Source organism: Paraburkholderia sp. SIMBA_027 (assembly GCF_046535315.1).
Taxonomy (GTDB): domain Bacteria; phylum Pseudomonadota; class Gammaproteobacteria; order Burkholderiales; family Burkholderiaceae; genus Paraburkholderia; species Paraburkholderia tropica.
Genome location: NZ_JAWRWY010000024.1, coordinates 30,082 through 49,893, shown reverse-complemented (window position 1 = coordinate 49,893; position 19,812 = coordinate 30,082). Strand labels below are relative to the sequence as shown.

18 protein-coding genes and 1 pseudogene are annotated in these 19,812 nt (G+C 63.3%); 7 read left to right on the top strand and 12 right to left on the bottom strand.

Annotated features, from left to right (window positions below; all coding sequences use genetic code 11):
* Positions 1-139: 139 nt before the first annotated feature.
* The gene (locus tag SB764_RS33610) at positions 140-616 is read right to left on the bottom strand and encodes a hypothetical protein (protein WP_074987906.1); all 477 of its coding nucleotides are present in this window, start codon (positions 614-616) and stop codon (positions 140-142) included.
* A 548-nt stretch (positions 617-1,164) separates the two neighbouring features.
* Between SB764_RS33610 and SB764_RS33605 the strand changes: the two genes are divergently transcribed.
* On the top strand, positions 1,165-2,001 hold the full coding sequence (locus tag SB764_RS33605; RefSeq protein WP_410866041.1) for a spermidine synthase: 837 nt from the start codon (positions 1,165-1,167) through the stop codon (positions 1,999-2,001).
* Between the two features lie 23 nt (positions 2,002-2,024).
* On the opposite strand, the gene SB764_RS33600 is transcribed toward SB764_RS33605, so the two are convergent.
* Positions 2,025-2,225, bottom strand: coding sequence for a ribbon-helix-helix protein, CopG family (locus SB764_RS33600; protein ID WP_410866070.1), 201 nt, complete (start codon positions 2,223-2,225; stop codon positions 2,025-2,027).
* Between the two features lie 433 nt (positions 2,226-2,658).
* On the opposite strand from SB764_RS33600, the gene SB764_RS33595 reads away from it, so the two are divergent.
* The gene (locus SB764_RS33595; RefSeq protein WP_410866040.1) at positions 2,659-2,799 is read left to right on the top strand and encodes a transposase; all 141 of its coding nucleotides are present in this window, start codon (positions 2,659-2,661) and stop codon (positions 2,797-2,799) included.
* A gap of 68 nt (positions 2,800-2,867) precedes the next feature.
* Here the strand turns inward: SB764_RS33595 and SB764_RS33590 are convergent.
* A pseudogene (locus SB764_RS33590) lies at positions 2,868-3,546 on the bottom strand (transposase).
* 207 nt (positions 3,547-3,753) lie between these two features.
* On the opposite strand from SB764_RS33590, the gene SB764_RS33585 reads away from it, so the two are divergent.
* Entirely contained in the window at positions 3,754-6,276 is a 2,523-nt protein-coding gene (locus SB764_RS33585; RefSeq protein ID WP_410866039.1) for an EAL domain-containing protein, read from the top strand.
* A 10-nt stretch (positions 6,277-6,286) separates the two neighbouring features.
* Here SB764_RS33585 and SB764_RS33580 read toward each other — a convergent pair whose 3' ends face one another.
* The 6 genes from SB764_RS33580 to SB764_RS33555 form a co-directional block, all read right to left on the bottom strand.
* Positions 6,287-6,826, bottom strand: a complete 540-nt coding sequence (locus tag SB764_RS33580) for a LysR family transcriptional regulator (RefSeq protein WP_410866038.1) — start codon at positions 6,824-6,826, stop codon at positions 6,287-6,289.
* Positions 6,827-7,081: 255 nt separating this feature from the next.
* Positions 7,082-8,095, bottom strand: a complete 1,014-nt coding sequence (locus tag SB764_RS33575; protein WP_410866037.1) for a transporter — start codon at positions 8,093-8,095, stop codon at positions 7,082-7,084.
* Positions 8,096-8,220: 125 nt separating this feature from the next.
* Positions 8,221-9,114, bottom strand: coding sequence for an acetoacetate decarboxylase family protein (locus SB764_RS33570; protein ID WP_410866036.1), 894 nt, complete (start codon positions 9,112-9,114; stop codon positions 8,221-8,223).
* A 30-nt stretch (positions 9,115-9,144) separates the two neighbouring features.
* Positions 9,145-10,602, bottom strand: coding sequence for an aldehyde dehydrogenase (locus tag SB764_RS33565; RefSeq protein WP_410866035.1), 1,458 nt, complete (start codon positions 10,600-10,602; stop codon positions 9,145-9,147).
* A 45-nt stretch (positions 10,603-10,647) separates the two neighbouring features.
* On the bottom strand, positions 10,648-11,511 hold the full coding sequence (locus tag SB764_RS33560; protein ID WP_410866034.1) for a fumarylacetoacetate hydrolase family protein: 864 nt from the start codon (positions 11,509-11,511) through the stop codon (positions 10,648-10,650).
* Positions 11,512-11,545: 34 nt separating this feature from the next.
* The gene (locus tag SB764_RS33555; RefSeq protein ID WP_410866069.1) at positions 11,546-12,475 is read right to left on the bottom strand and encodes a VOC family protein; all 930 of its coding nucleotides are present in this window, start codon (positions 12,473-12,475) and stop codon (positions 11,546-11,548) included.
* A 208-nt stretch (positions 12,476-12,683) separates the two neighbouring features.
* Between SB764_RS33555 and SB764_RS33550 the strand changes: the two genes are divergently transcribed.
* The 4 genes from SB764_RS33550 to SB764_RS33535 all read left to right on the top strand — a co-directional run bounded on the left by SB764_RS33550 (position 12,684) and on the right by SB764_RS33535 (position 16,902).
* On the top strand, positions 12,684-13,427 hold the full coding sequence (locus tag SB764_RS33550; RefSeq protein ID WP_410866033.1) for a GntR family transcriptional regulator: 744 nt from the start codon (positions 12,684-12,686) through the stop codon (positions 13,425-13,427).
* Between the two features lie 143 nt (positions 13,428-13,570).
* Positions 13,571-14,815 (top strand): MFS transporter, encoded by a 1,245-nt coding sequence (locus SB764_RS33545; protein WP_410866032.1) that lies wholly within the window; start codon positions 13,571-13,573, stop codon positions 14,813-14,815.
* Between the two features lie 84 nt (positions 14,816-14,899).
* Positions 14,900-16,501 (top strand): bifunctional 3-(3-hydroxy-phenyl)propionate/3-hydroxycinnamic acid hydroxylase, encoded by a 1,602-nt coding sequence (locus tag SB764_RS33540; protein WP_410866031.1) that lies wholly within the window; start codon positions 14,900-14,902, stop codon positions 16,499-16,501.
* Positions 16,498-16,902, top strand: a complete 405-nt coding sequence (locus tag SB764_RS33535) for a nuclear transport factor 2 family protein (RefSeq protein ID WP_410866030.1) — start codon at positions 16,498-16,500, stop codon at positions 16,900-16,902. Before SB764_RS33540 ends, SB764_RS33535 begins: the two co-directional genes overlap by 4 nt.
* A 145-nt stretch (positions 16,903-17,047) precedes the next feature.
* On the opposite strand, the gene SB764_RS33530 is transcribed toward SB764_RS33535, so the two are convergent.
* The 3 genes from SB764_RS33530 to SB764_RS33520 form a co-directional block, all read right to left on the bottom strand.
* Positions 17,048-17,641, bottom strand: coding sequence for a malonic semialdehyde reductase (locus SB764_RS33530; protein WP_410866029.1), 594 nt, complete (start codon positions 17,639-17,641; stop codon positions 17,048-17,050).
* Positions 17,642-17,727: 86 nt separating this feature from the next.
* A complete protein-coding gene (locus SB764_RS33525; protein ID WP_410866028.1) occupies positions 17,728-18,144 on the bottom strand; it encodes a nuclear transport factor 2 family protein in 417 nt (138 codons plus the stop codon).
* Between the two features lie 45 nt (positions 18,145-18,189).
* Complete coding sequence (locus SB764_RS33520) at positions 18,190-19,800, bottom strand: carbohydrate porin (RefSeq protein ID WP_410866027.1); 1,611 nt, start codon at positions 19,798-19,800, stop codon at positions 18,190-18,192.
* Between the last annotated feature and the right edge of the window lie 12 nt (positions 19,801-19,812).

The following is a 19,812-nucleotide window of genomic DNA, read 5'->3' as shown; positions in this document are numbered from 1 at the left end:
GCGAGTTCAGGCCGGGCCTAAGGCAATTGGACTCGCACGACGGCTTTCACGAGATCAACACCCCGCTTGCCGCGATGATCCGCCCGCAGCATGGCACCTTCGCTGACGCTAGCGGGACGCCAATCCTCCATACGACTAACTACACGTCCGCTCGCGATCTCCCCACGCCGGAGTCAGGACATGTAACCTCGCAGGCTCCGAAAAATGCCCGCAATTCCCTTTCCCAGGTATTGACCTGCAGATCGACGTAGACACCCGCAAGTCGCTTCATTTCCGGGTTGAGGTACACCGCTTCAAGCGAGCGAGGCCATATACCCTGCGCAAAACACTGGTCGTCCGCATCGAGCAATAGCCACGGATGCCCCCTGAACCGTGTGCTGGCAACGGAAACCGCGTCCAGCACATGCCGGGCCGACTCCCTCGGATAGACGAATGCCAGGTGAATGCCGACGGCAGCGAGCTGCTCGCCGACGTCATGAAACCGGTAGACCATCTGGAAACCGCGCTCTCCACCACGACCGACGCCCACTACGACCAGCCCCCGCCATCCGGCAATTTCCCGCAGACGCACACGACTCCGGTCAGGTCGCAACAGCATCCCATCTGGATCGAGCATAGCGGCATCCTCAACGAATCCCCCCACGGTCGCCGGAAGGTGACGACCCGCATCGAGACACAAGTGCAATATAATGTAAATAATATGATAATGCAATTTGCACATCATGATGGCCGCAATCCGCAGCGAGACGCCGCTGCCACGTTCATGGTGGACACGCGCCGCCCGGCGAATGCGACGACTGCCCCGTATGCTCTCGATTCTCAATAGAACACCGGCAAGGAGGAAGTATGGGATGTACGCGTAGACTCCGCCATGAGCAACGCAGGAACGAGGGAGACGCCTTTGGCTTCCCGGGGAAAACCGCCCCCAGGAATGGACCGGGCACGTACGTGGTTGCGTTGATCAAGCATCTGCGCACAAGGTTCGGCGAAGCCCCCTTGCGAGGATATACACGTCGCTGGTGGCGACCATGAGCGACTACAGCACCCATGCACTCAGCTTCATGTCAGGGCTCGCTTCGCAGGAAGACGGACTGGCATATGCTGCATTGTCCAGCCGGACACCGCAGCGTTTCACGCCCTTGTTGACCACCCGATAAGTCGAGCATGAACGACGACCAGACATCCCGCGACACCTTAGCCGAGTTCCTCTCGACACCCATGAATGGTACGCGACCATTCGTGCTGGAAACGCGAAACGCCGTGTCCCTGCATTTCGACCACTTTTCCACGCAGAGCTGCATGTCGCGACGTGCGCCAGACAGGCTCACGCTCGGCTATACGCGCACCATGATGGGATTCCTGCTACTGCAACCGGCTCCGAGACACATCTGTATGATCGGGCTGGGCGGGGGCTCGCTGGCGAAGTACTGCCACAAGCACCTCCCTGAAGTGAACATCATCGCGGTGGAGATCGATCCTGCAGTGATTGCGCTGCGCGATGTGTTCCGGATTCCGATAGACGACACCCGCTTCCGGGTCGTATGCGCCAATGGTGCGGACTACGTCCAGAACGACGACTACTCAGCCGATATCATTCTGGTTGACGCATATGTATCGGGTGGAATCGCCCCCCAGTGCACAGAAATGACGTTCCTCACGGCATGTCGCGAACGGTTGACGCCGACAGGCGTTCTCGCGATCAATTTCACCGATGACGACCCCGCACTTGACCTTTACGTCGAGCGTCTGAACTCCGTGTTCGGAACATCATACGCATTGGTACGGTGCGAGGACGACAGTAATTTTGTAGCCTTCGGCTGGAAAGACCAAGGCTCGATGCCATCCCCGCGCGTACTGCTGGATCGGGCTTTCAGGTACGCATGGGCAGATGATCTGAGACTGGCCGCGACAGCCAGACGCCTGATGGCCGGCCTGAGTCTTGACCCGAAGCAACTCGTCTGGCGAGAAAACGGGCACGCGCATTGGGAGCCGGGCGCCTGAGTTCATCGCCTGCCCGGTCAGTCTCAATCAGTCGTGCTACGGCCGACCCGTTTTCCGAGCGCGTTCTTCGTCTTGTAGGTGACGCCGTGAGTTTCGAGATATTCGCGGATCAACTGCCGGACAACCTGAGATGAGGTTAGATCTTGTGCGGCACACAGCTTTTCTAATGCGTTCTTCTTGTCGGGATCGATCAGGATGGTCAGGCGGGCGGTTTTCTTTTCCATTGCGGCAGGAAATGGCATGTATGGTAATCGGATTATAATATATCCTGGCTGAAAGCGATGTCCATGCTGGCAGGAGCGCATCCCTGCGCGCCACGATCAACGTGCGGCACCTCGCCACTGCACCCGCGCACCGCTTCCTCGTTCGGCAACAGCCAAGCCCGGCTTTCTAGCGCGGCATCCGGATGCGGTGCGTCGTGGTTTTGCCCGCCTCGCCGACAGCTGGTTTGTGGGCAGCGATATTGACGCGCAAGTCGACTGGCAGCGTGACAACGAGCCGCTGCCAGCGGGCTACGCGATCATGCGCGGTCTCGTGTAGCGACAGGCTTTGATGACTTCCAATAGTAAGCACCCGACCGAGGCCGTCTTGATGCTATGACGGTAGTCGGCAAATATGGCGTCCGCGAAATAGATAGCGGACAATTCTGACGATGTGATGATGGCTGCGCCGAAGCGGCCGAACTTCTCAAACGAGTTCAGGCGTGAGATTGTCGCGAAGACGCTGCAGCCTGGCGCTTCTGTCTCACGCATTGCGCGCGAACACGGCCTGAACGACAACATGGTGTTTAGAGAATGAAAGGGACTATTATCGATCTGCGCGTTGTTCGCAAGTGGATTCAATGTAACTTAGAATCTGTTTCGAAATTATTTAAACAATGGTTCGAGACGCGCCCAGAAAATTAAGGCGCAAGCCAAAGACACAAAGGCCTCGTGAACATGAGCACAGCGTTCGTAGCGAATTTTGAGTCTTCGAATCGAATGGAGCCAGGCAATCGAACGTTCTGCTGCGCAATGTGTTTTGCCCATCTGCTACCGTGCGGAGCGCCGATTTTTGCGAGCATCGGCGTGATGCCTCTATCGCGCAAGCGTTGATGATGGAGTTCGGAACTGTAGCCCCGGTCGCTTTGTACTATTTTCGGCTTGTACAGTGGGCGTCCCCGCTTGCCTCGGATGTGCTGGATGGCATCGACCAGCGCATCGAGCTGGGTAATGTCGTGACGAATCGCCTCGGTCAGGATGACAGCGAGCGGGATGCCTTGCGCGTCAACGATGCGGCTGTGCTTGCTGCCGAGCTTGCGACGGTTCGTGGGATTCGGACCGGTTCGCCCCCCCCAGGACGGGACCAGTCGTCGCCAGCAAGCCGTGCCTGAGCTGCCTCCCATTTCTTGCTGGAGCAGATCCATGCAATACCCGAGTGCAACACGAACACAATGCGTGCCAGCACCGCGCAGTCGGGTGTCGGTTTGCAGCCGGCATACTGGCTATTGCGTGGCGCTCGCGCAGGCAGACGCAGTTCGATGAGTGACCACAACTCGCCGTCGATTAGTTTTTAGGCATCGCGTCCTGTCAGGCAATACAAGGCGTGAAGTTAGCACCAACTCGGAAAAGTGAAAAGAGCAGAGATTTAATTTCGCAACAGCTTCTTAGTCCGAGCACGACTCAACTCGCCCACTGTGGCAGTAATGGTGTCGGCGGCTAATCACGTCAAATAAATGACAACAAACCCACTTCAGCCTAAATCATCCTGAGCATGTTTCCTCCCGTACAGACTCCCATTAACTTCGGTAAGCGAAAAGCATTCGTCGCATTCTCCGCTGCCGACGAAACGTATCTCGAACGACTGCACGCATCGCTCGACGATCTGGCTCCCGGATTCGTGGATTCGTTCTATGAGCACCTGCGGGCTTTTGTGGAAACACGGGACCTGCTTGTCGACGATGAGACGGTCAATCGTCTGAAGCAAAGCCAGCGTGCCTATTTCTCGACGCTAACCGCGGGCCAGTATGACGATGGCTATCTGGAACACCGTCTGCGCGTTGGACTTGCACACGCCAAGGTTGGCCTGTCGCCGGAATGGTATCTAGGGGCATACAGTCATTACCTCGTTGGACTGCTGCCCGAGATCGCCCGACGTATCGGACAAAATGAGCCGGTCTTTCTGCCAACGGTCCAGGCCCTCCTGAAAATCATCCTGCTTGATGTGGGGCTCGCTATCGACAGTTACATCATTCACCGGGACGAACTGATCGCGAGCCTGCGCGACTTCGAAACGGCCTTCGCATACCTGCCATTCGGCACCCTGGTCGTCTCCCGAGACCTGAGGGTGGTGTTCGCGAACCGGGCATGCAAGATGTTGTTCGATATCGAACCGGATCGCCTGCAAGGCGTGCCCCTCGACCAGGTCATGGATATCGAAGCGCTGCAAAAACTGGTGAATCGAGCGTTGTTCGAGCCGAAAGTGCGCGCGGAGACGGCGCTGCGCTTGTGCGACATCCCCCCTCAGCTAGCTATTCCCGTCGCCGTGACCGTCAGCAAACTACAGTCGGGCGTCAATGAGAGTGACGAGCGGATGCTGATTGTGGTGGAAGATCTGCGCAAACAAACCCGACTTGAGAGAGACCTGCTCAACGCTCAGGCGGTCGCCGGCATCGGAAACTGGCATATCAACTTTCTGAGCGGCAAGGTAACTCTGTCTCCAGAGGCTTACCGGATCTTTGAATGGCCGCAAGATGAACCATTCGACCACGCATCGTTCCTTAGATGTGTGCATCCGGAGGATCGAGCGAAGGTTGACGCGGCGTGGAACGCGGCGCTGACCGGGGAGCCATTGAAGATCGAGCATCGCGTCAATGTCGATTGGACGGTGAGGTGGGTGGAGACGCGAGGCAAGATCGATCGCGATTCCAGCGGCCAGCCTATTCGCGGCATCGGCACGGTCTATGACATCACCGAGCGCAAGCTGGCCGAGAACGATATCGAGCGACTGGCTTTTTACGACACTCTGACTGGCTTGCCAAACCGTTCCCAGGCCATGACCAGACTTCAGCACATGCTCGAATACGTGCGCGGGAAGCAGCAGCGCGCCGCAGTGCTGTTTATTGATCTCGACCGAATGAAGGAAATCAACGACACGCAGGGCCATGCCACCGGAGACGAGATTCTGCGCGAGGTCGGCGCAAGACTCGGCGCTGTGCTGGGCGATGGTGAAATTCTCGCCCGCCTCGGCGGGGACGAGTTCATCGCGATTCTCGGGCCGACCAGCCCTGCCGCTGCGACTGAAACCGCCGCGCGGCTGTTGCATGCGACCGAGCATCCGATTGAGGTCAACGGCATGTCATTCACGATCGGGATGAGCATCGGCATCGCCGTTTATCCGAAGGATGGCGACACGGCGGATGATCTGCTCAGGCACGCAGACACTGCCATGTACTGCGTAAAAGCACAAGGTGGAGGGGCGTCGCTCTTTTACGATGCACAAATGAGCGACAAGGTGGAACGCGCTGTGACGCTGGGCAGGCGGCTTGAGGCGGCGATCAAGGAGGGCCGGTTGCAGCTGTATTACCAGCCCAAAGTTTGCATGACGACCGGGCTCCTGTCGGGTGTCGAGGCGCTCGCGCGCTGGGTCGATGAGGAGTTGGGAGCGGTCAGTCCTGGCGAATTCATTCCGGTCGCGGAGGAGCGCGGCCTGATCCCCGCTTTGGGCGACTGGGTGCTCAGTGAAGCAAGCCGCCAGGTCTACCGGTGGCGGCAGGCTGGATTCGATTTCCGGCACCGCGTGGCCGTCAACATTTCGACACGTCAGCTCGACGACGAGGATTTCGTCAGGCGGGCAGTCGCTAAGGTCCGGGGCGCGGGTGTCGATCCCTCGTGCATCGAACTCGAGATTACCGAGACGGTCATGATGCGCGATCCAAAGAAAGCCCGCGAACTGGCCGACGCGCTGGTCGAGGCGGGATTCTCCCTGTCGATCGATGACTTCGGCACCGGCTACTCGTCACTCGCGCAACTGAAACACTTTCCGGTGGAGAAGCTCAAGATCGACCAATCATTTGTTCGCGACATGCCAAGCGACCCGGATAGCCTGACGATTGTCACCACCATCATCAGCATGGCCAAAGCGTTGCGCCTTCTTACCATCGCTGAAGGGGTGGAGACCGCCGCCCACGCGGAAGAGCTGCTTCGCCTTGGGTGCGACGAAGCGCAAGGCTATTACTTCGGGCGACCGATGAGCGCGCAGGACTTGACCGATCGCTGGATCAACCGTGCGACCTGACCTTGGTACTTCAGTGGTTGTCCTTGGCCGCCTCGCTCGCCGACGCGCAAATATGGCCGCGCGCGCCTTTTGTTTCGGCGGTGAATTCCCCCATCTCACTTTCGAGCCGGGTCAGATCGCGCAGGATCCGGCGCGAATTACTGAGTAGCGCTTCACCGGCGCTCGTCAGCGTCACGCCGCGGCGATGCCTCTCAAGCAGCGGCACGCCCAGCGCGAGTTCGAGATCAGCAAGGCGCTTGCTGACCGCCGACGGCGCCAGGTGCTCGCGTTCGGCGGCTTTCGCGATACTCGCCTCCTCCACGACGGCGATGAAGAGCCGTAGCGTCACGAGGTCGAGCCGCGAGAGAAGCTGGCTGCGAAATGGTGACGCATGGCCAGTCTCCTGGCCGCCGTTGTCAGGCTGGTTCCTAGGCATATTCTTCGCGACGTCCAGGTGATGAAGTGCATGCACGTGGCAGATGAGGGCCCTAGATTTTATGCGGCCAATATTCCGGCTTGTCGCAGTGAACAGGCTTCGCGCGTATTTCTTTCGATCGCGTTCCTTCTTCACTTAAGGGCCTTTCTGCCTTCCGTCGCGTCGGCAGTGGCCTACGTTTCGTCAAGTTCGGGGCGCGATGCTTTCGCCAGAAGGGGCAGACGTTGCGTCGGCCCCTCTACGCCGCGTGCTGGCCAAGCACTCAAATCTGATCTGATCACACTATAGAGGGTGCTGGAAGAGACCGGTCGGAGACGAGCGCCGTGGCTCAAGGGTAGTCGTGCAATGCCACGGACCGCTAGCCGCTTGCCATCATGGAAATCCGCGCGCTCAGAACGGCGTGGCAATTTGCGCCTGGATGACAAGGCTGTTGCGCGTGCGGTTGCGCACGGCGGTTTCGGTATAGGCGTTGAGCCACAACGCCCGGTTGCCGCTCATCTGCCAGAAAAAGCCCGGGCCGATGCCCAGCACCTGTTCGCGTCCGGCCACGGACGTGCCGTTGATCCGGTTGTCCGCAAGCTGGCGGAAAAAGTAGCCGTTGATGCCCACGTGCAATGCGGGCGTAAGCGCGTAGGACGTCGTGAAATTGATCCAGGCTGCCTGGCCGGCTTGCGTGTCGCTGACGGGCTGGTTGTCGAACGCGAGCGGGTAGCTAGCCGCGGGGTCGTGATTCTTGAAGTTGTACAGGTAATGCAGCCGCCAGCTGATTTCGACCTTGGGGAGCGGAAACAGCGAGGCCGCCCAGTACGGATTCAGGGAGAAATAACCGGAACTCTGGTTGAGGTCTGCGTTGCGCTTGTACTGCCCCGTCGGCGCGATCACGTCGAACTCGAAGCGCTGCACGAACAGAGGCTGCCCCGAAGAACCCATAATAGGCGCGTACTGAAGCTGTGGTCCGAACGTCACGTCTCCCAGCGCCGTGCCACCGCCTGACAAGCTCGCCCCAGGCTGATCGAAACTGCCATGCAGCCATGTGAGCGGCACGATCACATTGAAGCCCAATGTCCCACCCGCCAGTTGCCACGGAGATGCGTATGCCAGGTGATTGACCCACGTGAACGAATCGACACGCGGATGACGGAACGCGCTATTCGTGCTGCCGTCCGCATTCTTGATCGAATCCGCCGTCGCATAACGCACTTCGCTGAGATAAGACCAGCCGGGGGGGCCAGAAAATCCGTCGAAGAAACTGGTGGAACCGAGATTGAGACCCTGAGGCTCCGAAACCGTTGGCGCACGTCCCACAGCGGTCTGAGCGAATGCTGGAGCAGCACTCGCGAGGCAGGCGACCAGCAATACCCGCCGCCCGGCTGTTGCGATACGCTTAGTTATACCAATCATCATGTTTGTCTCCAAATCTGCTGGCCGACGCCGGCTGTTGTTGTAATGAACGGATCGGGGATACTGCGTTGTTGCCTACCGCAGCGGGCCGTTGCTCTGCGCCCGCCGCGGCATCTATCTGGTTCGCGCTACAGCGCGGGTTCGACCGGACGAATAACGTTGGCGGACACCGCCTGGCCCGGCGCGGAAAACTGCACCATTTCGGCGCCCAGGTATTCGAGGATGTCGAGGTCCGCCACGCCGTTGACGACGTGGAACGTGGTGGGCAACTGCTCGAATGTAGCGCGATGCCAGTTCACCGAGCCGCCCGCGGCTTTCCACTTCCTGAAGTTGGCGCCGCCGAACTTGATCGGCGACGTATCGCCGGCCGCGCCCGATTGGGGCTGCGAGGTCGTGGTATAAGCCACATCGCACCCGCCGCTACCGAAGCTGCCCGTGCGCGGCATGTACTTGTAGAAGAGCGCCGCCCCGCCCGGCCCCGGCAACTTCGGCTCCTCATGCACTTCAACCAGGCCGTGAAGCGCGATATCAAAGAACCTGAAGTCGAACCACGATGCCGATCCTCCGGCTGTGCCGCGCGCGTGATCGATTTCGAGCGCCGGGATATCCGCAAACAGCTTCGGGAATCCGAGTTCTTCGCGGCCCGTCATGATCGCGTCGGGAATGCCTTCCCAGAGCACGGGGCAGAACGCGCCGTCGATGGTTTCCATCCTGCCGTGGTAGGTCGCGGGAATCTCGATCATGGCGATCCCATACCCGCGGCCAGCCAGCCAGTACAGGTTGCTGAAGAACGCGAGCGACGCATGGACTTCGGGCTCGCCTCGCAGCTCAAAGCCGGGCGGCAGGATGCGCTCCAGCTGCTCGCGGTGAGTGCGGTATTTGACGGTCATCCACGTGGCGTTCATGGTTCCCGCTTCCTCGGGCGTCCACAGCGTGCCATCGGCTTTTTGACGCGGACCCGGCGCGGGTCCGAACACGGCAGGCATGCGATAGCGCACGCCCGGTTTGAATTCGACGGTCATGATCGAATGTTCCTGGTTGGGTTGAAGGGTTCAGAATGGGTAGTGGCGCGGCGTGTTCTGCACCGTGAGCCAGCGCAGTTCGGTGAATTCTTGTACGCCCGCGCGGCCGCCGAAGCGGCCCAGTCCGCTCGACTTGACGCCGCCGAACGGCATCTGCGGTTCGTCATGGACGGTGGGACCGTTGATGTGGCAGATGCCAGAGTCGATGCGCCGCGCGACGTCGAAGACGCGGCCCACGTCGCGGCCGAATACCGCGGCCGAAAGGGCGTACTCGTTGTCGTTGGCGCGGACAACCGCCTCTTCCACACCGGTCACGCGCACGATCGGCTTCACGGGGCCGAACGATTCCTCACGGTAGACGTTCATTGCAGGCGTTACGTGGTCGAGCAACGTGGCGGGCATGAGCGTGTTCGACGCCTTGCCGCCGCACAGCAGCGTTGCGCCTTTCGCGAGCGCGTCGTCGATCAGTGCGTTGCAGCGCTCCACCGTCGCCATGTCGACCACCGACCCCAGCACGACAGGCGCATCGCCACGCGGGTCGCCCATGGGAAGCGAGCGGACCTTGTTCGCAAGACGCTGCACGAAGTCGTCGGCAATCGCGGCATCCACAATGATGCGTTCGGTCGACATGCAGATTTGCCCCGAGTTGGCGAAGGCGCCGAAGGCAGCGGCGTTCACGGCGTCGTCGAGATCGGCGTCGTCCAGTACCACGAGCGGCGCCTTGCCGCCCAGTTCCAGCACGGCGGGCTTCAAGTACCGCGCGCAGGTGGATGCCACGATGCGCCCCACCCGCGTCGAGCCCGTGAAGTTCACGCGGCGCACGGCGGAGTGGGCGATCATCGTTTCCACCACAGCGGCGGCGTCCGTTGCCGCGTGGGTGACGAAGTTCACGACACCCGCCGGCAAACCAGCATCGCGGAAGCTCTCTGCAATCAGGCGGTGCGTGTAAGGACACAGCTCCGAGGCCTTGAGCACGACGGTATTGCCGCACGCCAGCGGCACGGCCACGGCGCGCACTCCCAGAATCACGGGCGCATTCCAGGGCGCCATGCCGAGCACGACGCCCGCGGGCTGACGGACGGCGAGCGCAAGGCAGCCGGGCACGTCGGACGGAATCGCCTCGCCGCTCACCTGGGTCGTGAGCGACGCGGCTTCGCGCAGCGTGGTCGCGGCGACCTGCACGTTGAATCCCGCCCACGCGGCCGTGGCGCCGGTTTCGGCGCACATGGCCTCGGCGAACTGTTGCGCTCTCGCCTCCAGCGCATCCGCTGCCGCGTTGAGTCGCGCCCGCCGTGCGCCTGGGCCGAGCGCAGACCACGCAGGAAACGCCGCGGCGGCAGCGTCGACTACTGCATGGGCGTCGCTCGCGGTAGCCGCCGCAGCATGCGAGACTGCCATGCCCGAAAGCGGATTGCGCCGCTCGAAGGTCGCGCCGGACGAGGCCGGCACGTCCTTTCCGCCTACGAGCAGGTTGACTTCATAAGCCATATGGATGGACCTCCTGTTTGCTGCGAAAGGTGCCCAGCGCCGTACTCATGCGGGTTCGGCCGCGACGGTGTTCTCGATGTGGCCAAGGCCCTCGATCTCCACCTTCACCACGTCGCCCGGCTGGAGGAATTTGCCGAGCGCAATGCCGACGTTCGCGCAGGTGCCGGTCGCGATCAGGTCGCCGGGCTCGAGCGTCATCACTTGCGAAAGCTCGTGAATCTGTTCCCAGATGTCGTAGATCATTCCGCCCGTGCTCGCGCTCTGGCGCAGTTCGCCGTTCACCCACAGCTTCATTTGCAGCGCGTGCGGGTCGGCAACGTCGTTGGCCGTGGTGATCCACGGGCCGATAGGCCCGTGCGTGTCGAACGACTTGCCGAGCGTGAACGTCGGACTCTTGAACTGCCAGTCGCGCGCGGTCACGTCGTTCGCGACGAAGTAGCCGCCCACCACGGACGGCGCGTCCTCCACGCTGACGTAGCGGCAGCGCTTGCCGATTACCACGCCCATTTCGGCCTCGTAGTCCATCTTGTCCGACACGCGCGGTTTCAGAATGGGATCGAACGGCCCCGTGATGCAGCTCACCTGCTTGTTGAACCACAGTTGATGGGGCGGCACGGTAATGCCGGCGCGCGCCGCTTCGTCGGCGTGGTCCTGATAGTTCATGCCGATGGCGAGGTATTTCTGCGCATCGGGAATGGGCGCTTCGAGCTTCACGCGCGCAAGCGGGACGCCGTCTTTCACGTCGCTAAGCGTCTCTTCGAGGCGGCTCAGCAAGGCGGGACCGGCGGCCAGCACGTCGCGGATCGAAGCGGGTGCCGAAGGATCAAGCGCCTTCAAGGCAACGACGCGATCGCCGTCAACGGCGCCGATGGTGGTCACACCGTCATAGGTGTAGCGAGCAAGTTTCATACAGAGCGCTCCTGCGCAAAAAATGGAAAGGGGTTCAGGCGAAGAATTCGGGCGTAAGCGGCGGCGCCCATTGGCGGAGTTCGTCCGGCGACATGGGCGCGTGCCCGGCCGGCGTGCTGTCGTTGACCAGATCGCCGTCGGTCCAGTGCTCGATCTTGTTGCCGAACGGGTCGCGCCAGTAGTCAAAGATCTGGCTGCCCTGCACGTGGCGGCCCACGCCCCACGAGTGCGCGTAGCCGCGCGCCTTCAGGTGCTCGCCGCCCAGCACGACGTCGTCGACGTCCAGTACTTCGAACGCAGCGTGATCGAAACGCGAGCGGCCGTCCTGCGCCGAGATCAGGGCAACCGTGTGGTGGTCGGTCCACTGCTCGCCCAGCCCGCAGTGCATGAAGGCGGCAATGGTGTTCTGCTCGCTGCCGGCCCAGTACGTGTCCGATTCGCGAAAGCCCAATACGTCGCGGTAGAAGGCCAGCATGGCGGGAAAGTCGCGCACCTGAAGCGCGACATGGCCCAGCCGCAGCACACCGCTGGGCTGCGGCTGCAGGCGTACTACCGTGCCCAGACGCTGGCGCGCGCCGCCGCAGTTCATCGCGACCGGGTCGCGCAGCGGCAACGGCGCGTGCCGCTCGGCGCCGTGCAGCACGTCCACAAGGAAGCCGTCCGGGTCACGAAAACGCACGCGGCGCCCGCCGCCCGGCTCCGGGTTGTCTTCCACCTGAACGCCCAGATGCGCGGCGAGACGCTCGAGGTCCGCCGCATCGGTCGCATGCAGGCCGAAACCCACGGTGGCGTTATAGGGGCCGAGTTCGCTCACATGCACGTGGTGCGCGGTGTCCGCGGCCCGCATGTACAACGCGTGCTCGCTGCGAGCCGCGCGGTGCAGGCCGAAGTCGAGCAGAAAGGTTTCCATGCGATCGAGGTCGGTGACCTGATACCGCACGAAGGCAATGTCTTGCACTGTCATCACGAAAGCGTCTCCTTGTGTTGTGCCAGTCGTTGCGCGAGTCGTCGCAGGCGAGCGTGACATCACGGCCTGCGGAATCCACAAATCCAACAATAAAATATTAACTTCAAAATAATCGATAAAACATAGGGAATTCCATAATCTTGACGAGCGTGGATGGCAGAAGCGAAAATTGCGGCAAGCTCCCCACATGTACGAACGCTTGCTCATGGACACGACCCTCACCTCTCCAGGCGCAAAAAGCCTGACGTCGCTCGCGGTGGAACGCCTGCGCGGCGACATCCTTGCCGGGCAACTTCGCCCTGCGGAACGGCTGCGTATCCAGGCGCTCAGTGAGCGGTACGGCATCGGCGCTTCGGCCATTCGAGAAGCTCTGTCGCGCCTGGTCACCGACAGCCTCGTGGAGTCGGAAGACCAGCGCGGCTTCTGCGTCATGCCTGTCTCGCGCGAAGACCTCACGGACCTCACGCAAACGCGTGTCGAAGTGGAAGGCAGCGCGTTGCGACTTGCGCTCAGGCACGGCGGCATAGACTGGGAGTCCGGCATGCTGTCGGCATTTCACCGGTTGCAGCGCACGCCTGAGCCCAGCTCGCCCGAGCTGCACGCGGCGTGGGCGGCCGTGCACCGGCAGTTCCACGAGGCGCTCATCGCGGGATGCGCATCACCTTGGATGCTGCGGCTGTGCCGGCTGCTGTACGACCAGTCGGAGCGCTATCGCAACCTGGCCGAGCAGTACACGACAGCTAAGAACCGCGACGCGGCGACGGAGCATCGCGAGTTGATGGAAGCCGCCATGGCACGCGACGCCGACCGCGCGGTCCAGCTGCTCGCCGGACACTTCTGGGAAACCACCGGCATCATCCTGAAGGCCGTGTTCAACGACGACGCAACCTCCCGCACAGCCAAACGCGGCCCCGGCCGCAAACCGCGCAGCGGTCGCGACGAAACATAACGGGCGCCGCGCATGAGCCCGCCCCGCTGACGCCGCGGGGCCAGCCCGCGCCCTTTCCAGATCACGATGCAGATGCTGCGCACGACGCGGCAGGGGCGGACTTTGCCGTAGCAAACTGCTCACGAACAAAAGGAGACAACGCAATGCAATCTCATACCCCGCCGGTCCGCGACCGGGCGTCCGAGTTCAAGGCGGTCAGCCTGCTGGCGCTGGGCCTCGGCATGGTCGGACTCGACCGCTTCATCATCAACCCGCTGTTCCCCGTGATGCAAAAGGAACTCGGGCTCGGCTACCAGGACCTCGGCCTGATTTCCGCCGCGCTAGCGCTGACGTGGGGCGTGGCGTCGATCGTCAGCGGACGCCTTGCGGACCGCGTGGGTCCGCGCCGCGTGTTGATCGCCGCGATGGCCATCTTCTCGCTGCTCGTGGCGACCACCGGCTTTGCAACGGGCCTCGGCAGCCTGCTCGTCATCCGCTCGGTCATGGGCCTCGCCGAAGGCGCCTACGTGCCCGCCAGCATCGTGGCAACCGTGAACGCTTCGAAGCCCTCGCGCGTGGGGCTCAACATCGGCCTGCAACAAATGGCCCAGCCGCTCGTCGGGCTGGGACTCGGCCCCATCGTGGCCGTCGGGCTGCTCAAGGTGCTGCCCAACTGGCATTACGTGTTCGCCGCGGTGGCGGTGCCCGGCCTGCTGCTCGCTGCCGTGATGGCGAAGGTGCTGCGCGACCCGGCCCGTGTCGCCGGCGCACCGCGCGACGAGGCACACGAGTGGCGCGCCGTCGCCCTGCACGGTGCGGTGCGCGTGAACACGGCGGCCATGCTCTGCTATCTCACCTGCGTGATTACGCTCTCCGCGTTCATGCCCAATTACCTCACCGACTACCTCCGGCTGAATCTGGACCAGATGGGCATGGTGCTGACGGGCCAGGGCTTGGGCAGCCTGGTCGGCATGGTGGTCATTCCCGCGCTGTCCGACCGGTTCGGGCGCAAGCCGATGTTGATCGCGGCGCTGCTCGCGGAACTCGTGGCGCTCTGGGTGCTGCGCACGATCGGCGCGGAGCCGGTCAAGCTGTTCGCGGCCTTGTTCGTCATCACGTTCATGAATTCGGGTGCCATCGCGATCACGGTGGGGCCGCTCACCAGCGCCGCGGTTCCCGCCCGCCTCGCCGCATCGGCGACGGGCCTCGTGGTGGGCGTCGGTGAAATTGTGGGCGGTGCGCTGGCGCCCGCCGCGGCGGGCGCACTGGCTCACGCCATGGGCATCGCCATGATTCCGGTCATTGCGCTCGTCGCAACCGCCGCGGGCGCCGCCATCGTGGCGCTCGGCGTGCGCGAGCCCGGCCCGTCCGCACACATCGAGGAGCATCCGGCCAACACGCTGCCCTGAAGCGGCAACGACGGCGAGATAACGACGAGACAACGGCAAGGCACCGCCCTCACCCCATTCACGACCTTCCATTGGAGACACGAAGTGACATCCGTATCGCAGCACCCTGACGACGGCGCGTCGGAAAACCTCGCCGATGTGGCGATCGTCGGCTACGGCCCGGTTGGCCAGGCGCTGGCCTTGAAGCTCGCGCGGGGCGGGCACCGCGTCGTCGTGATCGAACGCTGGCCGCAGCTGTACGGCCTGCCGCGCGCGGTCGGGCTCGATCACGAGGCGATGCGCATCCTGCAGTCTCTCGACATCATCGACGAATTCGAACCCAGCACGTGCCTGAGCCACGTCTACGAATGGCGCAACGGCAAAGGCGAACTGCTGGTCGCCTTCCCTGGCCTCGAGCAGATAGCGGTGTCCGGCTGGCCGCGGCAATTCGGGTTCAGCCAGCCCGCGCTCGAACGTCTGCTCGACGAGCGCATCGGCCGCGCTTACCCGGATCGCGTCACGGTGCATCGCAACCTCACTGTCGTGCTCGCCACCGAGCATCCCGACAAGGTGGTGCTCGAAACACGGCCCACCGGAGAGATCGACGGCGAGCCCCTCCACATCGCCGCGCGATACGTCGTGGGATGCGACGGCGCCGGCAGCTTCGTGCGGGGCGCAATGGGTGCCTCGCTCGTGGACCTGGGCTTCGTTGCGGACTGGCTCGTGGTCGACGTGCAGCCGCGCGACCCGTCGCAATGGAGCGCGGACGTGATCCAGTTGTGCGATCCGCAGGGCCCGACGACGATGGTGCCCGGCGGCCCCGGACGCCGCCGATTCGAATTCATGATGCTCGAGGGCGAACACAAGGACGAGCAGAACAACCCGCAGGCCGCCTGGGCCCGGCTGGAACGGTGGGGCTGGACGCCTGCCAATGCGATCCTGGAACGCCACGCCGTCTATACGTTCCGCGCCGCCGTGGCCGACCGGTGGCGGCGCGAGCGGCTGATGATCGCCGGTGACGCCGCCCACCTCACGCCGCCCTTCGCTGCGCAAGGGCTCTGCGCCGGCCTGCGCGACGTGATCGCGCTCGCGTGGCGGCTCGACGCCGTGTTGCGCGGCGAGGCCGAAGAAACGCTGCTCGAAAGCTACGGGCCGGAACGGCAGGCACATGCCACCGCGCTCATCGAGTTCGCCGTGATGCTCGGCAAGATCATCTGCGTGCTGGACCCGGCCAAAGCGGAAGAACGCGACCAGCAACTACGCGACGACGCCAGCCGCGGCGAACAGAAGTGGCCGGCGCCGCGCCTCGGTCGCTCGCCGCTCGTGCGCGAAGACGACCCGGGCGCCGGATGGCTCGGCGTGCAGGGACGCGTGCAGCTTGGCGACCGGAGCGGCCGACTCGACGACCTGATCGGCTCGGGCTTTGTGCTGATCGGGCACGGGCACGATCCGTCGAACGCACTCACCGCCGAGCAGCGTCGCTTTCTCGCGGGCATCGGCGCAACGGCGATCGGCATCGGCGGATCGTGCGCGGCACGCGACGTCGACGGAACCTACGCACGCTGGTTCGAGCAGCTGGGCACCTCCGCCGTGCTCGTGCGGCCGGACTTCTATGTGTTCGGCAGCGCAGACGCTCCAGTGCTCGTCGGCGACCTCATGACCGCCTGGAAGCGCAGCGTGTCGGCGTTCACTGCGGAGGCCGCATGAAGCCGGTCGCGACACCCCCGCATGCCGTGCTCGAGCGGCACGGCATGCGCGTCCGGCGGCTCGTTGCCGACGATCTTGCCGGCCTCGCCAATCTGCTGGACGACGAGCTGGTCTACGTGCACTCCACGGGTCTCGTACAGGGCAAAGCCGAGCTGATCGACTTCTTCATGCAGACACTGCACGTGCTGGACATCCGGACTCGCATCGCGCACTTCGCGGAGGGCGGCGACATGGCGTGCGTCGGCCTGTTTCAGCGCATGCACGGGCAACTGCAAACGGACCCGCCACGCGAGCTATACACGTACAGCTACGTGAGTGAGGTGTGGCGCCTATGCGGCGGCGACTGGCGGCTGCGGCATTTCCAGTCCACGGCGGTCAGCGAGGAAGCGTCTCAGCTTTGATTCGACGGAGCGCGGCCCGTTCGTCGTTGAGCCGCGCTTTTCCGCATGCCAGGCACGCACGGCATGCTCGCCACGTGCTCCACGACCGCGCGGTCGAACGCAAAGCCGGTGCGTTGCGCACCAGCGCTCCTGCACGAACACGGCCCTATTCGATCCGCGCGACCTCGTCGAAGGAAAGACGCGGCCCTCGCGGACGATACCCCGCCGGGTCCGCCACGCCCAGGTTGAAGAGGAAATTCGTCGTCCACGTCGTATCGCGGAAGAACACCTCGTCCACCCTGGCGCGGTCGAAGCCGCTCATCGGCCCCACCGCCAAACCCGCCAGCCGCGCGGCGATCATCAGATACGCGCCTTGCAGGCTCGCATTGCGCAACGCGGTATCGGCTGCCAGCCCGGCATTGGCCGCGTACATGCCGGCAACGCTGGGCACCGCAGGAAACTGCGTGGCGAGCTGCTCGTGGAATTGCCGGTCCATCGCGACGATGACCGTGACGGGTGCGGCCATGGTCTTCTCAACGTTGCCGGGAGTGAGCGCATCCTTGAGTCGCGCCTTCGCGGCGGCGCTGCGCACGAACACGAGCCGCATCGGCTGGCAGTTCATCGACGTCGGGCCGAACTTTGCCGCCTCGTACAGCGCCTTGAGCGCATCATCGTCGATAGCCTCGCCGGTGAACCGGTTGGCGGTTCGCGCGTGCAGGAAGGGTTGCTCGAAAACAGCGGGATCGATCTGGTAGGTCATGGGAATAGGTTTGGACGGTTAAAGATTGAAGAGACTGCTTGCGTTGGCGTACCGGAAGTCACGTGGCCACAGCGGGCCACGGACGATCACGGGTGACGGGGCGGCGCGATCTTGTTGATGCTGTTCCAGTGCTCGGCCAGCTTCCCGTCGCGCAGGCGAAACGCGTCAAACACGAAGTAGTCGTAGAACTCGCCGGGCTTTGCGGGCTCGGGCTGCGGCACGTAGCCCGCAATGACCACCACGTCGCCCTCGGCCACGAGCAGCGTGGGCGGCGGCGAAAGCTCGTCTTTCACAGGCAACGGGGGCGCATCGCCAAAGAGCCCGCGCAGATAGCGCTCGAGGCCATCCGGCCCGTCGGGAATGTGCCGGCAGTGCTGCTTGTAGTCGGCGGTGACGAAGTCTTTCGCCGCGGCGGGATTGCGCGCCTCCAGCACGTGGCGGAAGAAGTCGACGACGACCTGGCGGTTCTTCTGTTCGAGGGTGGGTTCAGCGGTGGTGCTCATGATGGGAGTGCCTCATCGGAAGGGTAAAAAGTTGAATGGCGTGCTTCACGGTCTGGAAAGACCCGTCATGCGGCCAAGGTCGACGACCAGAAACATGCCGACCATCCAGCCGCTGCGAATCGGCGTGGTAGACACCGAAGCCAGCACGGCGGTGTTGGGATGCAGGAAATACTGCGCAAAGCCCTGGACCAGCACGCCAGGTACAAGGCCGAACTGGCCGTGCACGTCGAACGTGAAGGTGTTGCGGGCCACTCCTTCGTTGACGACCGGCACGGCGCCGCCGGTGGACGCGTTCAGCATGCCGGTGAAGGCTGCCCGAGCCTGCTGCTCGTATAGCGCCCGCTCGCTGCTCAGGCGGATGTAACGCACAGTGGAGCCGACCATCGCCGCGGGGTTGTTGCGCAGAAAGCCACCGTACTCCCCGCCGCCATAAGCTTCGATCGGATAGCTCTGGCCCGGGCCTGGTGTGATGAACGCGCCGCCGTACAGGGCAACGTTGCGCGGCACCGGGCCGGAGGCTTCGTCCGCGCGCCACACCACTTTTCTCGCCTGTCCGTAGAAACCCCATGTGCCGCGCCCGTGCGTGAGCGGTGTTCCCGACGTATTGAGCGCCTGGCTGGACCCGTCCACGTTGTACAGCGCGTCCTGATACGGCGATGTGCGGTGATAGATACCGGCCTCGGCCTTCAGCGGATACCTTGTTTCGGAGAATTCCGTTTCGTGCAGCACGTTGACGATGCCGGTCCAGCCCGTCCTCGTTCTCGTGCTCCAGTCCCAGCCGGTAGTGTTCTGCCAGATGTCGGTGTTGTCTTCGATCACGCCCAGCCCGAGCCGCGTGTTGCGCGACAGCGCATAGGCCATGCGGGCGCCCCATACCGACTTCGTCACGCCGGGCGCATCGAGCGTGTTGGCCATCGTCGAGCTTACGCAGCCGCTGCACATCGTCGTTACCATGAAGTCGTCGTTCAGGTTCATGCGGCCATACTCGATATGAAGCCGCTTGTCGAACAGATCGTGCGACAGCGTGAATTTCACGAGGTCCGTGCTTTCGGTTTCCACCGGAAAGGGCGTGAAGGCGGAGCCGGTCTGAAACAGGTAGGTCTTCGTGTTGTGCGAAGGCCGGTTCAACGACTCCGTGAAGTTGAGCTGCGTGTCGGGAATGCCGATCAGCTTGTCGAGATCCACGTTGGCCTTCATGAACAGCGCGCCATAGTTCGCCGACTTGCCGGGCGAAATACCCGTGGACGGGTTGGCGAAGTAAGCGTTCGTGAAGAGCAAGCCGAGGCTCACGCCGCGCTCCTCGAGCACGTCGCCCGCGTGAGCGAGCGGCCCCAGCCTCGTCGCAGGCCCTTCACCGGGCTGCACGGAAGGAACGGGCAAGCCCACGCCGGGCGGGTTCTGGCTCGTCTCGGTTTGCGCCTGTAGCGACGAAGAAGACGCCGGCGCCGTCGTGGTGGCGCGGAGCGGCGCGCCGCCGGCGAGCGCCGCACTGGCGGCATTGGCCGCACTAGCCACACTGACTGCGCTAGCCGCCCCTGCGGCCTGCGCGACGCTCGCGTTCGCGGCGGCCGCGCTGGAATCCGACGATTGCGCGCAGGAGCCCTGGGCAGCGAGCAATAGCGAGCCCGCTGCAATCACATTGAATGCAGTTGTCATGTCGATGTCCCG

What these genes read in the sequence shown, in the direction of transcription:
- SB764_RS33585 (WP_410866039.1), top strand. Translation starts at nt 3,754, where the DNA reads ATGTTTCCTCCCGTACAGACTCCCATTAACTTCGGTAAGCGAAAAGCA.
- SB764_RS33535 (WP_410866030.1), top strand. Translation starts at nt 16,498, where the DNA reads ATGAAGCCGGTCGCGACACCCCCGCATGCCGTGCTCGAGCGGCACGGC.
- SB764_RS33530 (WP_410866029.1), bottom strand. Translation starts at nt 17,641, where the DNA reads ATGACCTACCAGATCGATCCCGCTGTTTTCGAGCAACCCTTCCTGCAC.
- SB764_RS33560 (WP_410866034.1), bottom strand. Translation starts at nt 11,511, where the DNA reads ATGAAACTTGCTCGCTACACCTATGACGGTGTGACCACCATCGGCGCC.
- SB764_RS33565 (WP_410866035.1), bottom strand. Translation starts at nt 10,602, where the DNA reads ATGGCTTATGAAGTCAACCTGCTCGTAGGCGGAAAGGACGTGCCGGCC.
- SB764_RS33570 (WP_410866036.1), bottom strand. Translation starts at nt 9,114, where the DNA reads ATGACCGTCGAATTCAAACCGGGCGTGCGCTATCGCATGCCTGCCGTG.
- SB764_RS33520 (WP_410866027.1), bottom strand. Translation starts at nt 19,800, where the DNA reads ATGACAACTGCATTCAATGTGATTGCAGCGGGCTCGCTATTGCTCGCT.
- SB764_RS33525 (WP_410866028.1), bottom strand. Translation starts at nt 18,144, where the DNA reads ATGAGCACCACCGCTGAACCCACCCTCGAACAGAAGAACCGCCAGGTC.
- SB764_RS33555 (WP_410866069.1), bottom strand. Translation starts at nt 12,475, where the DNA reads ATGACAGTGCAAGACATTGCCTTCGTGCGGTATCAGGTCACCGACCTC.
- SB764_RS33595 (WP_410866040.1), top strand. Translation starts at nt 2,659, where the DNA reads ATGATGGCTGCGCCGAAGCGGCCGAACTTCTCAAACGAGTTCAGGCGT.
- SB764_RS33575 (WP_410866037.1), bottom strand. Translation starts at nt 8,095, where the DNA reads ATGATGATTGGTATAACTAAGCGTATCGCAACAGCCGGGCGGCGGGTA.
- SB764_RS33600 (WP_410866070.1), bottom strand. Translation starts at nt 2,225, where the DNA reads ATGGAAAAGAAAACCGCCCGCCTGACCATCCTGATCGATCCCGACAAG.
- SB764_RS33610 (WP_074987906.1), bottom strand. Translation starts at nt 616, where the DNA reads ATGCTCGATCCAGATGGGATGCTGTTGCGACCTGACCGGAGTCGTGTG.
- SB764_RS33545 (WP_410866032.1), top strand. Translation starts at nt 13,571, where the DNA reads ATGCAATCTCATACCCCGCCGGTCCGCGACCGGGCGTCCGAGTTCAAG.
- SB764_RS33605 (WP_410866041.1), top strand. Translation starts at nt 1,165, where the DNA reads ATGAACGACGACCAGACATCCCGCGACACCTTAGCCGAGTTCCTCTCG.
- SB764_RS33550 (WP_410866033.1), top strand. Translation starts at nt 12,684, where the DNA reads ATGGACACGACCCTCACCTCTCCAGGCGCAAAAAGCCTGACGTCGCTC.